The organism is Spirosoma utsteinense (genome assembly GCF_014282275.1).
Classification (GTDB): Bacteria; Bacteroidota; Bacteroidia; order Cytophagales; family Spirosomataceae; genus Spirosoma; species Spirosoma utsteinense.
In genome coordinates this window covers 24844-39946 of the sequence record NZ_VFIA01000021.1, presented here as the reverse complement: position 1 = coordinate 39946, position 15103 = coordinate 24844, and the positions used below count along the sequence as shown (strand labels likewise).

Sequence of the window (15103 nt, the reverse complement as noted above, 5' to 3'; positions counted from 1 at the left end):
ACTACCCTAACCCTATTGGTTTAAATCTGTAGCTACCAGACGTTCTTCAAGTCATCAGCAGAATAGGTATGGTTCCGGACCTTGAAAAGCGACTTGTCGGCACGTCCACTCTTCAGTGAAAGTATATCCCGGTTGAAGAATCGGTACAGTAAAGCTATAGGTAGTAAAAACCCAAAGAATACCAGGGTTAACAAAATACGGGAGTTTATGTAGCCTAATCCCTCAGCCAGTTTGTACCAGCACCAGCTAATCCAGTAAGCCAGGGCAGGCAAGAATAAGGTGATTACCCCAACAGCGGTACCCGCGTAGAGCAGATAACGATTAGGGTATACGAAAGTATAAAGAACGAGAAGTCCTGTCGATATGGCTAGATTGGCCTTGTAGACATCCAGCTCCGGTAGACGCTTTTTCATAAAGCCGCCTTAAAACAGAGTGTATATGAACGGAGCAATAGCCGATCCACCGCCAACAACAATCAGCAGGCCGAGCAACAGCATGATTAATATGATAGGGGCCAGCCACCATTTTTTGCGCTCTTTCATGAACAGCCACAAGTCTTTAATCGATTCCATTTTTTAGTTAGTTTAAGGAGGTAGTACAAACGTTTTTAGTCAAAAAGCTAACCTAATAAGGCTACAAAGGCAAACAAAGGGCTACGTGCGTACGATATACCGGGAAAACGCCCGGAAATCAGTAGCCCCATTAGTCAAGAACAAACTCTTCTTTCCAGTTATCTTTTTCCGGCCAAACGGGTTGGTCCTGCTTGGCAAATAAATGGTTGCCAATGGCCAGGTAATCCATTTCGGTACGCATAAAACAGCGATAGGCATCCTCGGGTGTGCAGACAATGGGTTCACCACGGACATTGAAGCTGGTATTGACAATCACGCCGTAACCGGTTAGTTGCCGAAAGGACTCGATCAAATTGTAGTACCGGGAGTTCGTATCCTGATGAACCGTTTGGATACGGGCAGAAAAGTCGATATGCGTAATGGAAGGCAGGTCGGACCGGAGCACGTAGAGTTTATCCCGCAGGGAGAGTTGATGGTAATTGGCGGGCAGGCTATGCAGTCGGCTCGCTTTTACGGGATGAACCAACAGCATATAAGGCGATGTACCCTCATAATCGAAGTACTCAGCGCAGCGTTCGGCTAATACCGAGGGGGCAAACGGCCGGAACGATTCGCGGTACTTGATCTTCACATTCAGTTTTTTCTGCATCTCCGGGTTACGCGGATCGCCCAGAATACTGCGGCCACCCAACGCCCTGGGCCCAAATTCCATGCGTCCCTGTACCCAGCCAATAACATTGCCTTCGGCCAGAAGGCGGGCACTCTCGGTACTGAGGTCGTTAAAATCAGGGTAGTACGTAGTATGCGCATTGTATTTACGAACTGTAACCTGGATGTCCTCATCGGTTATTGTAGGTCCCAGATACGAGCCATTCATGCCATCCCGCTTATCTGTTAGCCGGCGCGGCTTTCCAAAGTAGGTATGATAAGCCGCCAGCGCTGCGCCCAGAGCCCCACCCGCATCTCCGGCGGCTGGCTGGATAAACATGTCATCGAAGACACCCGCTACCTGAATTTTGCCATTGGCTACGCAGTTCAGGGCTACGCCCCCCGCCAGACAAAGCGCCGTTGCGCCCGTTAACCGTTTGGCTTCCCTGGCCATGTTGATAACGACTTCTTCCGTTATACACTGAATAGCCAGACCCAGATTGCAGTGCGCTTCGAGCAGTTCATCCTCAGGTTTACGGAGTTTAATCCCCAACAACTGCTCCCATTTGTCTTCGTCCACCATACGCAGACCAGTGGCATAACTAAAGTAATCCTGATTGAGCCAAAGCGACCCATCCTCTTTAATCGATATCAGTTCACGCTTGATTAGGTCAATATAATGCGCTACCTGTGGCGAATCCGGATTGCCGTATGGTGCCAGCCCCATCAGTTTGTACTCGCCGGAGTTGACCCGGAAGCCCAGGAAATAAGTAAAGGCCGAATAGAGCAGGCCCAGCGAGTGCGGAAATCGAAGCTCTTTAAGGATTGTTAACTGATTGCCTTCGCCCAGGCAGATGGAAGCCGTTGCCCACTCGCCCACCCCATCGATCGTCAGCACAGCCGCCCGCTCAAAAGGTGAGGGATAAAAAGCGCTGGCCGCGTGGGAGAAGTGATGCTCAGGGAAGAGCATTTTCACTTTTTTTGCTTCGTCGCCATACAACTGGGTCAACTCCTGACGAAGTAACCGCTTGAGAAACATTTTCTCTTTGAGCCAGACTGGAATGGCGGTCAGAAACGAACGCACTCCTTTGGGAGCAAAGGCATAATACGTTTCCAGGAGTCGTTCGAACTTAAGCAGTGGCTTATCATAAAAAACCACCGCATCAAGGTCTTTCAAGCGTAGCCCCCATAATGGAGACAGTACGTTACGGCATTCGCAGGAAAAGATGGGTCATGCTTTTTTCTTGTAAAACGCTCCTCCTGAGCAGCAGCCACAATCTGGCCATCAATGACCAATGCTGCCGCTGAATCATGATAAAAAGCGGAAATTCCGAGTATCTTCATAAATAGTACTACCGTAACCTGGATCGGTTGTCACGGCCTGTGGATAGGTGTGGCAGTTATGGAGCTTAATTCAGGCTTACGCACAAAAAAAACTCAAAAATCGCCTAAAATTAACCAATACCACCCTATCGACCTATTCTTAACATAGACGCACTACTAGCGTAGAGTAGTATATCTCGCCAGGAAGAAAATATGAATAGGTTATTACCGGCGCTTGTTCACCCCCACCCGTCGATAAGCCACCAACTGGTCGGCGCGGGCGGCTGGGGGGCGGTGATAGACGAAAATTTCGTAGTCGTTTTCGGCCGAAGAATAACTGCCTTCGATATACGATTCATCGACCCGGGGTGGCGAGCCAGTCGTCAACACCGTGTAATCGTAGTTATACACCCCCTGTTTAAGCAGAATCGCTGCCCGATATACGCCCAGCGCCGGGTCGAAAGCCATGCGGTTCCGGTCGTTCAGTTGCCAGAGGTTGAACGCACCGTTGACGTATACGTCGGCACCCGGAATGTCAGCTGTCTTGAGGGTGAATACCGTCTCCACATAATCGCCGTTGGTAGCGCCGTTTCCCGTTTCCCGATGGTCGATCACGTACTGCCCATTGAAGTCGTCGCTCTGGATGTAGACACCCCGGCTGCGGGGCTGATCGACCTGCACGTAGGCAATGTTGCGGTCGGCGGGACGGTCGATGCGGTCGATGTAGTTAGCGCGGGAGAGGACCGTTCGTATATCGAAAAAACGGAATTCATTGCCACCCGGCATCGTATTGCTCAAATCTGCCACGCGGTATTCCAGCACCTGATCGAAGGCCCGTACGTTGCTCGGGCGTAAGCCAATAATTGTGCGGTCGTCGCGGTAGTTCTGGCGGATCACTACGCGGAAATCATCCTGGGGCGAAATAACCTGATACCCCTTATAATCGATGGTCAGGTTGATCTGCTGATCGGAAAACTGCCGGGCCGGATCGACCGAAAAGCCTACCGCAGCGGCAACGTTCAGCCGGTTCTGATAGGTAGAGAACCGACGCGTCAGGATAATATTTTCCCGCTTTCGCTCATCATAAACCACAAGCAGGTAATTGCCCGGCAGCTTCACGCGGGGCAGCGTAAAGCGATAGTGGTAAAACGGAATCTTGGTGTTGATAGAGACCTGATAATCGGTGATCGGGTTATCGTTGTATTCGTAGGTGAACTCGATGTCGTTCAGTACCGATTTCTTCCAGTCGGCATTGCAGTGGATGAGCCGGGCGCGAAACGAGCGGTAGTTGGCCGTCAGATCATCGAACTCAAGCTGGAGCGTAATCTGTTCATCGAGGGAAATTACCGGCGGGTTCAACGTCAGGGCCGGATCATTGGGATTGGTGCCCACCTGCGGAAACAGCAACACCGTCTGCACCTGCGGGTCGTAGATCCGGTCGACAGGCTGAAGATCCGGCGATGGCTGGGCCATAGACGAAACCTGATGGATAACGAACAGTAGAAGCAGGCAACTACGCATCAGCACCAACATCGACTTTCCATTATCCATCCTGTACGTTCACCGCCGAAGCGACCGGTTTATACCTTACTGTTTATACCTTGATTCTCGCTTCCAGTTCTTCGGCTTCCAGCATAGCGGTTTCCCACTGGCTCTGAAGATGGTCGAGTTGTAGCGACAGGCTCTTGTACTCGTCGTTCTTGGCCTGCATTTTACGGCTGTCACCATAGGTAGAAGGGTCTGCCAGTTCCGCTTCCAGCTTCTTTTTCTGGCTTTCCAGCTGGCTAATCTTCGTTTCGGTTTCTTCGGCCTGACGGGTCAGCGTTTTCAGGGTCTTCTGCCATTCTCTCCGTTCTTCGTCCGACGCCCGTCCGTTCGAACCGGACTTTGCCGCGTTTCCGTTCGTCGACGGCGCGGTTGCAGGCTGCATTTTAGGGGCTTCAACAGGCTTGGCCGGGGTTATACCCTGCTCTTTGCGCTCCTCCTGCCACCACTCATACTCGTCATACGTGCCGGGGTACTCTTTCAGTTGCTCGTCTTCGATATACCAGATTTTATTGGCTATCTGCGAAACGAAATACCGGTCGTGGGAAACAACGATATAGGTACCTTCATATTGCTGCAACGCCTGGATCAGGATATTCACCGACTGCATGTCAAGGTGGTTGGTCGGCTCATCGAGCAGCAGGAAGTTAGCCTGCGAAAGCAGCACTTTTGCCAGCGCCACCCGCGACTTTTCGCCCCCCGACAAGACCCGGATTTTCTTGAACGCGTCGTCGCCCGTAAACAGGAAGCAACCGAGTACGGTACGCAGTTCGGCTTCCGACTTGCTTGGGTTGGCCGTTTTCAGCTCTTCGATCAGGCTATCTTCCAGACGGAGTGATTCGAGCTGGTGCTGGGCATAAAAGCTGAATGACACGTTGTGGCCCAGCCGTCGCTCGCCATTGATGGGTTCGCTGCCGGCAATAATCCGCAGCAGCGTCGACTTGCCCCGTCCGTTAGCACCGATCAGCGCTACGTGGTCGCCCCGTTCGAGGGTGCCCTGGGTCTTGGTCAGGATACGCTTTTCGCCGAAGGCCTTGGTTATATTTTCCAGGTGCAGCACATGCCGACCGGGCTGGGTCGAGAAGTTGAAACGGAAATTGACGCGTGCGTTTTCGTCGAGCACATCATCGATCCGATCCAGCCGGGCCAGTTGTTTCACCCGGCTCTGTGCCTGTTTAGCTTTGGTAGCCTGCGCCTTAAAGCGTTCGATAAAGCGTTCGGTCTGCCGGATTTTGGCCTGCTGGTTCTCGAACGCTCCTTTCTGGATCTCGTTGCGCAGGGCTTTTTCTTCCAGATAGAACGAATAGTTACCCGCGTAGACGTTCAGTTTCGAATTGGCTACTTCAACCGTTACGTCTACGCAGTTGTCCAGGAAGTCGCGGTCGTGGGATACCACGATAACGGCACCTTCGTAGGTCTGAATATATTTCTCCACCCACTGAATCGACGGTAAGTCAAGGTGGTTGGTCGGCTCATCGAGCATTAGCAGCGACGGCTTCTGCAACAGCAGTTTAGCCAGCATGACGCGCATCCGCCAGCCACCGGAAAACAGTTTCAGGGGACGGTGCAGATCATCGGTCGAGAAACCAAGACCTTCCAGAATCTCTTCGGCCTTGGATTGAATGGTATACCCGTCGAGGGCATCGAATTCTTCCTGTACTTTACCCAGTTGATCGACCAGTTCATCGCGGTAGTTGGTTTCCATTTCATGAAGCAACTCCTCGATCTGATGCTGTAATTCGTTCTGCCGCGCAAAGGCCTGCATGGCTACCGACAGAATTGACTCGTCGGTCTGATAGGACAACAGGTCCTGATTCAGGAAGCCAATGGTTACGTCGCCCGCTTTGGAGATAGTGCCACCGTCGATCTGGTATTCGCCATCGATGATGCGAAGCAGCGTCGACTTGCCGGTCCCATTGAGGCCAATGAGGCCGATTTTCTGGCTGGGCTTGATATGCAGCGACGCGTTTTCGTAAAGAGCCCGGCTGCCGAGATAATAAGAGAGGTTTGTAATGGAAATCATGGACGCAAATTTACCGAAAAGAGAACGGATACTTGCATTATTAAATTCCGGATTACTATCTTTGCACCCGCAAACACCTTAAAAAGCCTCCTTAGCTCAGTTGGTAGAGCACTTCATTCGTAATGAAGGGGTCGTAGGTTCAAGTCCTATAGGAGGCTCCTGAAAATCAAGCACTTAGCATAATCGTTAAGTGCTTTTTTTATGCTCTGTGCAATGTGTCTTGGCGATATGCCTGATCCTGACAGATCGTTTGTCGTTCTAAATCGAAGTCAAGGTAAAAGGCCCATAAATTTGATCTCTGTATCTCTTGCTGGCAAATGACTTTGCCAATAAATTTTCTTGCGACTTACCCCATTGCACTTTCACTATGTTGTATATCGACGAAAACCACAAAGTGCCTCTGTTTAAAAAGTACCACACTGCGAACAATATTTGTGCAGTGATATATGATCAACTTACTGAAATCCTAAGAGCGTGTCGGGAAATTATGTTTGGCAATAAGCGTCAATCCGTTGCAACATGATTTGAATGTTAGCCAAATACAACCAATTCACCGAAGATGATACGGCATACTCGTAATCTTTGACAATCCGCCGAAAGAAATTCGTCCAAGCGATAGTCCTTTCTACCACCCAACGTTTGGCTACAGGTACGAAACCACGGGCTGTTTCAGGGCGTGAAGCCTTCTCAAACCGGGTCTCCGAAGCGATTGCGGCCCATTGAGGGTCGGTAGTGGCTTCCACTGTTTGGTCATGACTCTGTAGTTTGGCGACCACAAAGTTGACACGACTCTCAACCTTTCTCAATTTCTAAACACGCTCTAAGTTCTGGCAGTCTCCTAAAGGACTAACCGAAAAAAAGGCTGATGCCTACCGCCAACGATTGAACCGCTACGAACGTCAGTACCGGGCAATAATCGACCGACACGAACGCGGGAACTGGCAGACGCAAACAGCCACGCTCATTGGGCTGAAGTGGGCGCAATTGACCACCATTGACGACCACCTAAGAACCCGAATCAATGACCACCTGACCAAGTGGAAGAGCAGTGAGAAATGAGGGCAATAGCAGTAATAGAGCAGTAATAAACTCCCCTAAAAAATGTCACAAATTAACCGACCCCTTAACCCCTGAAATGTCACAAATTAACCCCTTGTATTTAGGGTTAAAACGTGACACGCTCTTTACCTCCACCAGTACCCAACCGGGGGCGGCTACTTGTCCAATAACGGGCGTACCTATTCCCTCGACATCAAAGGCCGGGCGGGGCGTTAGAAAGTTCGTATCCGCTACAATGCTACGCAATGACGATGCCTTATTGATGAGGTTAAACGGGCAATTCAGACAATACGTTAAAGGTTCAAGAGAGGACGATTACAGGAGAACTGCCCATAACGTACGTAACACCGACAGCAACCCCCGCAACAACTTACGACGTGCAGTCCTAAAGATTCACCGTCAGCCAGCCTTATTCGATTTAGGCCCAACACTACGATTGACGGCTGAACAACAGGCCGCACTCGATCACTGGCGAGGGACGCCTTACGAAGTGCGGATTTAATACTTTGTCCAATTTACAAATAGGCGAACAGCCAACATCATAGGCAGCCTTGATAATGAACTAAGTGTTTTTATAGTTTCTAACACCGGACAGGCTCTGACTTGTAGGCAGGGCCTGTCCGGTGTTAGAATAATACGGACATTAATTTTGTTTCAAGACCCTGACGGTTTGTGAATGAGCTTGGTTGCTAGCCCGCAACAGCAAAGTGCCTGTGGGCAAACTCGATAGATCAAACCGATAGTGCTCACTGGCACCCGCTCGCTCCGTACGTCTTTGTTCAACAATGCGCCCCTTTATGTCAGTTAAGGATAGGTATAACGCCTTGTTTTCACTACCTGTTACTTCCACCTCAACAACATGATTTACTGGGTTACCTAGCAGCTTCACCTGTAGTCTAGCTGTCGGTTCCCGGCTCACACTCAGCCTAGGAGAGCCGTTCCCACTACAAACGGCCAGCCAGTTGTACTGAAAACTTGCCTCGCCCGGCGTACCACTTTGAGTGGCTTTGAGCGTAATAGTAGGGTTATCGGTGTACAAATTCAGGGTGTAGGGGCCGGGGCTCGTTGTGGGCAGCATCTCATTGACGACCGAGAAACTGATGGGCTGGCCGGTTGTACCAGCGTATTGAGGGGCAAAGGTCAGTTGGCGTTCCGTGGCTGTTACTGTCGCACAACTCACCGGTGTCACGCCCATGATGGCAAAGGAGCAGTCAACGTTGACCAGCACCGAGACATTGCCTGAGTTATAGTTGGAGACGGCTAGGTCAGGTCGGCTATCGCCATTGAAGTCACCCACTACTACTCCACTTGGACCAGTACCAACGGCAAAGTTTGTGGCGGTTCCAAATTCGCCACTACCATTGCCCAACAGCACCGAGAGGTTGTTTGAAGCATAGTTAGTAACAGCCAAGTCAGCTTTACCATCGCCATTGAAGTCACCCAGTGCGACCGAACTAGGGTTTTTACCAATGGCAAAGTTTGTGGCGGTTCCAAATCCGCCATTACCATTGCCCAACAGCACCGAGAGGCTGTTTGAAGCATAGTTAGTGACAGCCAAGTCAGCTTTACCGTCGGTGTTCATGTCGCCCACCACTACGAAAGTGGGCTGCATACCAACGGCAAAGTTTGTGGCGGTTCCAAATTCGCCACTACCGTTGCCCAACAGCACCGAAACGTTGTTTGAATTACCATTTGCTACGACTAGGTCAACCCGGCCATCACCATTGAAATCGCTCACCGCAACCGAATAGGGAAAATCGCCGACAGTATAGTTAGTAGCGGTTTCAAATTCTCCATTACCCTTGCCCAGCAGCACTGAGATGTGGTTAGCATATAAGTTTGTCACAGCCAGGTCAACCTTACCATCGCCATTGAAATCGCCCAGTGCGACCTTATAAGGAGCAGGACCAACGGCAAGGCTAGGAGCAGATTCAAAATACTCGCCATTGCGCAGCAGAATCGTAACTGTGTTAGATCTTAAGTTTGCTACGGCTAGGTCATCCTGGCCGTCTCCATTGAAGTCGCCCGCTACGACCCCATAAGGATCGGAACCGACAGGATAAATATACGATGACACAAATTCGCCATTACCTTTTCCCAGCAGCACCCCAACATAGTTTCGGATATAGTTGGAAACGGCTAGGTCAGCCCGGCCATCACCATTGAAGTCACCCACCGCGATTGAAGAGGGAGAACCACTTTCAGTGGGTAGTGTTGTTGTGTTGAAACACTGCCCCCACCCTACGCTACTAAGTCCGATTAAGAACAAACATGTAAGCCATATGCAAGGTGCTACACCAATGCTGAGTGGCTTACCGGACAAATAGTGATTTCGTCGACCAAAGGGTCGGAAGGGTAAAAAAAGATTCATAGAAGGGATGGAAGTTTAAAAGAATTACACCAAAGTCAAATGTACAGTAAACGCGTATGAGTAACTAAAGGTGACCTGCCTTAACATTTTTTAGCTTCGTCGATCCGCGCACTATATTCAAAATTCGGGCAAAATACTTTTGTAGACGTATTATTGACTTTCGAAGAGGGACACAGTTGAAATTGCCGATTTAAGGCCAATGAAGATTTTTCTTATCACTACACGCGGGCGCGTAGATTAATCTACGATCATACGCGGGTGTAGTACCGAAATAGTCTTGTCCTCACCTTTCTGTAATTCTTTGCCTCAGTCACGCGCGGGCGTGTTGAGAGTTTTTCATGCTTGACCAAAGGGGCGTTTACAGCAAACCCCTCGTTTCTTGCCTCAGTCACGCGCGGGCGCGCATACAAAAGGCCAATCCAGCGCAATCACAGTTTTTCGTACGCACGCGCTAGGTATAATTGATCACTGACCTATAGCGACCCCTAAAACAGCATTTACACCGCGCTAGGAATTTTGGGCCTCAGTCACGCACGGGCGCACGATAGGCAGAGACTTGTTGACAAGGCATAGACCGGGCAGGGTATATGCACTCTTGCCAATGAGGTCAAACATGAACCGTAGAACCTCCCTTGTCTTCACTCGTGCGAATATACCAAGGGGGGTTATCCCCTTATCATATGAATGCAGTCAATAGAGCCCAATGGCTACAAACCTAAGGTAGCCATGGCAAACGAGTAAGGCACGAACACCCATCGAATAGGCAATGAACTGCCACGAACTGATTAACTACCCATACCGGGGGAGGGCGGTCTACATCTTTGCATTTACCTGACTACATGAACCGCTACCTAGTCATTCGCAGTCACCACCAAAATTACAGGGGGCAGCCTACTTTCATATATAGATAACAAGTTGTCATGTTGAGTAATCAGGCGCAAATTTATCCTTTGGATGAAAACAGCAACTGTATGAAACATAACTACTTATTTATAATACAGCGGTACTTTCTTATCTGGATTACGTTGTCTGCATCATGTTCTGTGATGGCCCAGGCAATAGGCAAACTCCAGTTAAACCAGCCGACTTATCTGTGCACAACGGGTTTTATCATCTTCAATACCTTTGGGGGAGACGGCACCCCTATTTCTTACTCAGCTACCGGCGTCACCCTTGCTACGCCCAGCAGCAACACCGGAATTGTGGATGAGGCAAGACGCAATAATCCTAATTCTGGTCCTATAATCATCCAGGCAATCCAAAGTGGCGACACTACGTACAGTCTTGCCTTTGACATACATAGGTATTGCTCGCCCTCAAACGCCTTCCTTCTGCCTGTCTTGAGAAGTCCACTACCAGACACAACACTGGTAGTGGGTGAATCGAACCCAGTCCTCAACGTAGGTAAATACTTCAGATCAAATAATATTGGCTATGATTATCGAGCGCGGTTCAGTTACAATGCCTATGGTATTCCACCAGGAATGATGTTTAGGGGTCACTCAGGCTTACCACCGGGTACGGCCGGAGATACTGCCTCCGCATTTATAACTGGACTACCGACTACGGTTGGTGTTTATAGAGTAGCCATTATTGCTACTAGTCAAGGTGCCTTCACAGCGGCTTATTCAATTGCCGATACCTTTAAGATTACCGTTCTGTCTAACCGCCCGCCTATGGATTCACCGCTCACCTTAACTCCGCCAACTTATGACTGTCTGACGGGTTCCTTTCACTTTAATACCGCTGGTGGCGATAGCACACAAATTGAGTATTACGCGGCACCTGGCATTACCGGCTGGACTACTGACCCAAACCAACTCGTTGACTTCGAAACACGTACCGCCCCCGATGCTCAACCGATCACGTTGCGGGCGCGACAGAACGGCAAAGAGGTTTTCTACATCTGGGAAATTCGGACTGTGTGCCCTGTTGGTAATTCAGATGCATTGCGTCTAATAGCTCCCGAATACGATTGTGGGAGCGGGGCATTCACGTTTAAGACAACTGGTGGGGACAATTCGTTGATTGAATTTGCTGCCATTGGCATTACCGGCTGGACACTCACGCCAAACCAATTCGTGGATACGGAGACACGCACAGCAGCTGACGCTCCACCTATTACCCTCAAAGCTCGGCAAAATGGCCAGGAGGTCACTTATGAGTGGAACATTCGGGCAGTGTGTCCATTGGGTAGTTTTCGCATGGGAGTGGCCCCGGAACCAAGTGAAGACTTGCAAATAAAGGTGCTAGGTAATCCGGTCTTTAATGAGACTCTTGAAATCGAAATACTTGGTGCGCAGGATCAGTCCCTACAGCTGCAACTGTTCAACGAGCAGGGCAATAAGGTAAGTGAAACAGTCATCAGTTCAGCCACCTCCCATCAGCGTGCTACCCTGCGAACAGGTTCCCCTTCAGGAATATATCTGTTGCGGGTCAGTACGCCCACGCAACGTCAGACGGTGAAAGTAATTAAATGATGGTACTTAGAAATCCCGGTGTCATGCATAGGTTTACACGGAGGGGCGGGTCAATTAGCTGAGGTATTTTGTCTGGTGAACCGCTACCCAATCATACACGCCTACCGCCAAAACTACAGGGGGGTATAGGCCGGGGTAGGTCATTTTTTGCCCACTTCACTACAGGGGAACCGTTGAGTTTAGCAAAAAAATCGGTATCAAACTCAGACTGATTTTGGGGCAGTAGATGAAATGGTTACATGAAGTAACGGTTATTATCAGAGGTGAACGTGGGACCAACGGAGAGAAAAGACAAAAAGTAACGGTTATTTAATTCGACAAAATCAGGACGATGCGACACAACATCTGGAAAGATGGAATCAACACCCGATTTAGCTCAACCAACCAGCCACCCAACCGGGGCGTAAGAAAGGACAACCCAATATGGCAACGTTGGTAAAAAGGGCTTTTCAGGTGCTACTGGAAAAGGTGCAGGTTTATGAGCAACAACGGCGCGACCACCGCAACACCCTACGGCGCGACCGATACCGGGCAAAAAAGAGGGCCGGGGGAACCACCCACCCGGTTCTGACCAAACCAGAGCAGACCCGTAAAGGCCGCTCGATCTAACACAAAGTTAGAGCAGTGGAGTTAAGGCAAACCTGCTAGAAGAAGATACTTTAAATCTTTCGTCCCCTGTTGGATCATTCGTCCCCTTATTCGTCCCCCAGACTTTTACTACTTTTAAAATAATTGATTATCAAATACTTAAAAGTAAAGTTCAAGTCCTATAGGAGGCTCATTTTACAAAAAGGGTTAATCAGTCTCGGAGCCTACCGCTACTAACTGATTAACCCTTTTTCTCTTTTTTACGTGTTGATCGACGCAACTTGGGAAATTTAACCTGAGCCCCCCTCACGTCAGCTTCACCGCTACCCTATTTCTTGGCTATGATAGCGGTGCGTTTGCCAGCCTGGGTAACATCAATAGAGAAGTCGGTCCCATTGATGAAACCAACCCGATTCCGATTGCCATTCTTTATAAGGTCGTAATCACGCCCGCTCGCTTTTTGGATAGTGACGTCTGCATTTGAGCCGACTTCTACGCGTCCGTCAACGTCAGTATCGATATGAAACCGGATTTGCGTATCACTCAACTTACTGACGACGACAACGGCTGAAAGGCGTCGGCCATCACTGAGATCTGCGGGAAGACTGAGGTTCAGAGGGGGCGTTGCATTATCAACAACTAACCGACTAATCGCATACCGCCCACTCAAATCGGGTTCAGGATCTTTCTTGCCTTTTTTATCGGGCAGACACGCACTCACCGTTAATAACAGGACCAGGGCAATCCATATATTTTTCATAAGCTGAACAGGGATTGTAGACGAAAGGACCGTTTGGTTGATGATGCCGACGAGCCTCAGATAGTCGGCTTATAACCTGTTTTACAGCAGGATGTACAGCAGAATAAGACCAGCCGACACCAGACCGGCAACCATACCGCCGATAGCCAGGCCTCTTCCCTTAAAGCGCCCTGGTTCTTTGCGGATGCGGGATAAGCTCAGTGCCCCAAACACGATGGCCGCTGCGCCCAGCAGGAAAGCGCCGTAACCCGTCAGGATGGCAAGCCCGCCAGTAGCAACGGCAACGATAGCGAACGGATCGGTTCGGGGGCCGTCAGCCTGCCCGTTCGTGGGGCTATCGTAGGAGGCCCGGCTACCCGACGAATTACTGGACGTAGCAGGAGCTGCGTTAAAGCGTTCGACATCGCCCGTTGAGTACTTGATGCTAAGCACGTCGCGCTTGGATATGGTGTAATCCGGGCCGTCGGGGCGGTCACATTTTTTATACTTGATCTCCTGGACCCCAACCTCTTTTATCTTTGCCTCAATGACATCCCCATTGCGTAACACGATCTGGTCACAGGCAGGGGGAACTGCTCTACGGGCTACCGCCCGCTTGCTATGATGCTGAAGCACAGGCATACTGCGGGTAACTTCAGACACAGGCTCCGGGCCTGGGGACTCCGTTTCCAGCCAGCCGGGTTTCGTCGGCAACGGAACGTCGTCATCGAGCGAAGCCGTGATTGATGGATCAATACCGGGTTTGCTGGTTGCTATCCGTTGAGGAGCCGGATGGTGAGTCGGCGCAAAATAAGCCTGGGATGTACGCTGGCAGGATGACAAGCCGCCAAGGGAGACCATGGCAAACAGGAATAAAAGAGCTGTAGCCTGAATTACTTTCCTGGCAGTTGCCCCGAACAGCGTTACCGATGAAAATAAATAGAAGGGTTTCATAACCGACGGGTAGTTTTGGCGGTGATTGACAGTAATCACCAGGGCAAAACTACCGGCCAGCTTCAGGGCCGACAATACGCCATTTGTATGATTTTCAACGCAAAAACAAACGCCGAACGACTCTTTCCTGCGCGCTTCACTTCCGTCCCAGGTACTTATTGATCGCTTCTACCCTGGAATGGACCTGTAGCTTACCGTAGATATTGAAGATGTGTTTCCGCACCGTAGTCGGGCTGATGAACAGTTCGTTGGCGACTTCCTTGTGGCTATGTCCTTTTGCCAGCCGGTCCAGAATTTCGCGCTCACGTGACGACAGTGCCTCTAATTCGGGCGAAACGGCCTGGCTCGTATAGAATGAACTGGCAATCTTCCGGGCAATGGTGCTGCTCATGGGCGCACCCCCTTCGTGCAGTTCAGTAATGGCTTCCAGAAGCTTATGCGGAGGACTGCGTTTGAGGATATACGCATTGGCACCGGCCTTGAGCGCGTCGAAAACGGTTTCGTCTTCGTCATACATGGTACACATCATGAACTGGGTATAAGGACAAAGAGCTTTCAGATGCCGAACGCAGTCGATCCCGTTCATGCCGGGTAGATCAATATCCATCAGCACAACGTCGACCGCGTGAGTTGGTAAGTAATCGAGCGCGGCCTCCGCATTCTCGAACGTGGCCTGGCAACTGTAGCCTTCCGCCCCATCGACCAGAATAGCCAACGATTGCCGGATGGGCTCTTTATCTTCCACAATGGCTACAGTAATGACGGTTTTCATCCGGCAATATTGACCCTTTTTTCCTAGTG

The 15103-nt window shown here is 50.2% G+C and carries 12 protein-coding genes, 1 tRNA gene and 2 pseudogenes; 4 read left to right on the top strand and 11 right to left on the bottom strand.

From position 1 onward, the window contains the following. Positions 1-32: 32 nt before the first annotated feature. The 6 genes and pseudogenes from FH603_RS16805 to FH603_RS16785 all read right to left on the bottom strand — a co-directional run bounded on the left by FH603_RS16805 (position 33) and on the right by FH603_RS16785 (position 6111). Positions 33-413: an SxtJ family membrane protein gene (locus FH603_RS16805; RefSeq protein WP_186738701.1), complete on the bottom strand. Its 381-nt coding sequence runs from the start codon at positions 411-413 to the stop codon at positions 33-35. Between the two features lie 9 nt (positions 414-422). After that, positions 423-572, bottom strand: a complete 150-nt coding sequence (locus FH603_RS16800; protein ID WP_186738700.1) for a DUF5989 family protein — start codon at positions 570-572, stop codon at positions 423-425. A gap of 130 nt (positions 573-702) precedes the next feature. Then, positions 703-1284, bottom strand: coding sequence for a carbamoyltransferase C-terminal domain-containing protein (locus FH603_RS29280; protein ID WP_425326520.1), 582 nt, complete (start codon positions 1282-1284; stop codon positions 703-705). Between the two features lie 282 nt (positions 1285-1566). Further along, a pseudogene (locus FH603_RS29275) lies at positions 1567-2564 on the bottom strand (carbamoyltransferase family protein); the annotation flags it as partial. A gap of 204 nt (positions 2565-2768) precedes the next feature. Continuing rightward, complete coding sequence (locus FH603_RS16790) at positions 2769-4016, bottom strand: type IX secretion system plug protein (protein ID WP_235985488.1); 1248 nt, start codon at positions 4014-4016, stop codon at positions 2769-2771. 121 nt (positions 4017-4137) lie between these two features. Continuing rightward, the gene (locus FH603_RS16785) at positions 4138-6111 is read right to left on the bottom strand and encodes an ABC-F family ATP-binding cassette domain-containing protein (protein ID WP_186738699.1); all 1974 of its coding nucleotides are present in this window, start codon (positions 6109-6111) and stop codon (positions 4138-4140) included. A gap of 85 nt (positions 6112-6196) precedes the next feature. Between FH603_RS16785 and FH603_RS16780 the strand changes: the two genes are divergently transcribed. After that, positions 6197-6269: transfer RNA gene (locus FH603_RS16780), tRNA-Thr, on the top strand. 327 nt (positions 6270-6596) lie between these two features. On the opposite strand, the pseudogene FH603_RS29270 reads toward FH603_RS16780, so the two are convergent. Continuing rightward, a pseudogene (locus tag FH603_RS29270) lies at positions 6597-6803 on the bottom strand (IS5 family transposase); the annotation flags it as partial. Positions 6804-6993: 190 nt separating this feature from the next. Here FH603_RS29270 and FH603_RS16770 point away from each other — a divergent pair. Then, positions 6994-7170, top strand: coding sequence for a hypothetical protein (locus FH603_RS16770; protein ID WP_186738698.1), 177 nt, complete (start codon positions 6994-6996; stop codon positions 7168-7170). 643 nt (positions 7171-7813) lie between these two features. Here FH603_RS16770 and FH603_RS16765 read toward each other — a convergent pair. Then, positions 7814-9541: an FG-GAP-like repeat-containing protein gene (locus tag FH603_RS16765; protein WP_186738697.1), complete on the bottom strand. Its 1728-nt coding sequence runs from the start codon at positions 9539-9541 to the stop codon at positions 7814-7816. 920 nt (positions 9542-10461) lie between these two features. On the opposite strand from FH603_RS16765, the gene FH603_RS16760 reads away from it, so the two are divergent. Further along, positions 10462-12021 carry a T9SS type A sorting domain-containing protein gene (locus FH603_RS16760; RefSeq protein ID WP_186738696.1) on the top strand — a complete coding sequence of 520 codons (1560 nt, stop codon included), beginning with the start codon at positions 10462-10464 and terminating at the stop codon, positions 12019-12021. 423 nt (positions 12022-12444) lie between these two features. Continuing rightward, complete coding sequence (locus FH603_RS16755; RefSeq protein ID WP_186738695.1) at positions 12445-12630, top strand: hypothetical protein; 186 nt, start codon at positions 12445-12447, stop codon at positions 12628-12630. Positions 12631-12937: 307 nt separating this feature from the next. Here the strand turns inward: FH603_RS16755 and FH603_RS16750 are convergent, their stop codons facing one another. The 3 genes from FH603_RS16750 to FH603_RS16740 form a co-directional block, all read right to left on the bottom strand. Further along, positions 12938-13369, bottom strand: a complete 432-nt coding sequence (locus tag FH603_RS16750; RefSeq protein WP_186738694.1) for a putative periplasmic lipoprotein — start codon at positions 13367-13369, stop codon at positions 12938-12940. 81 nt (positions 13370-13450) lie between these two features. Beyond that, on the bottom strand, positions 13451-14302 hold the full coding sequence (locus FH603_RS16745; RefSeq protein WP_186738693.1) for a DUF4190 domain-containing protein: 852 nt from the start codon (positions 14300-14302) through the stop codon (positions 13451-13453). 136 nt (positions 14303-14438) lie between these two features. Beyond that, on the bottom strand, positions 14439-15074 hold the full coding sequence (locus tag FH603_RS16740) for a response regulator transcription factor (RefSeq protein WP_186738692.1): 636 nt from the start codon (positions 15072-15074) through the stop codon (positions 14439-14441). Positions 15075-15103 lie beyond the last annotated feature (29 nt).

Bases quoted from the DNA above. Each gene is read 5' to 3' on its own strand.
- FH603_RS16805 (WP_186738701.1), bottom strand. From the start codon at position 413: ATGAAAAAGCGTCTACCGGAGCTGGATGTCTACAAGGCCAATCTAGCC.
- FH603_RS16800 (WP_186738700.1), bottom strand. From the start codon at position 572: ATGGAATCGATTAAAGACTTGTGGCTGTTCATGAAAGAGCGCAAAAAA.
- FH603_RS29280 (WP_425326520.1), bottom strand. From the start codon at position 1,284: ATGGAATTTGGGCCCAGGGCGTTGGGTGGCCGCAGTATTCTGGGCGAT.
- FH603_RS16790 (WP_235985488.1), bottom strand. From the start codon at position 4,016: ATGGCCCAGCCATCGCCGGATCTTCAGCCTGTCGACCGGATCTACGAC.
- FH603_RS16785 (WP_186738699.1), bottom strand. From the start codon at position 6,111: ATGATTTCCATTACAAACCTCTCTTATTATCTCGGCAGCCGGGCTCTT.
- FH603_RS16765 (WP_186738697.1), bottom strand. From the start codon at position 9,541: ATGAATCTTTTTTTACCCTTCCGACCCTTTGGTCGACGAAATCACTAT.
- FH603_RS16760 (WP_186738696.1), top strand. From the start codon at position 10,462: ATGTTGAGTAATCAGGCGCAAATTTATCCTTTGGATGAAAACAGCAAC.
- FH603_RS16755 (WP_186738695.1), top strand. From the start codon at position 12,445: ATGGCAACGTTGGTAAAAAGGGCTTTTCAGGTGCTACTGGAAAAGGTG.
- FH603_RS16750 (WP_186738694.1), bottom strand. From the start codon at position 13,369: ATGAAAAATATATGGATTGCCCTGGTCCTGTTATTAACGGTGAGTGCG.
- FH603_RS16745 (WP_186738693.1), bottom strand. From the start codon at position 14,302: ATGAAACCCTTCTATTTATTTTCATCGGTAACGCTGTTCGGGGCAACT.
- FH603_RS16740 (WP_186738692.1), bottom strand. From the start codon at position 15,074: ATGAAAACCGTCATTACTGTAGCCATTGTGGAAGATAAAGAGCCCATC.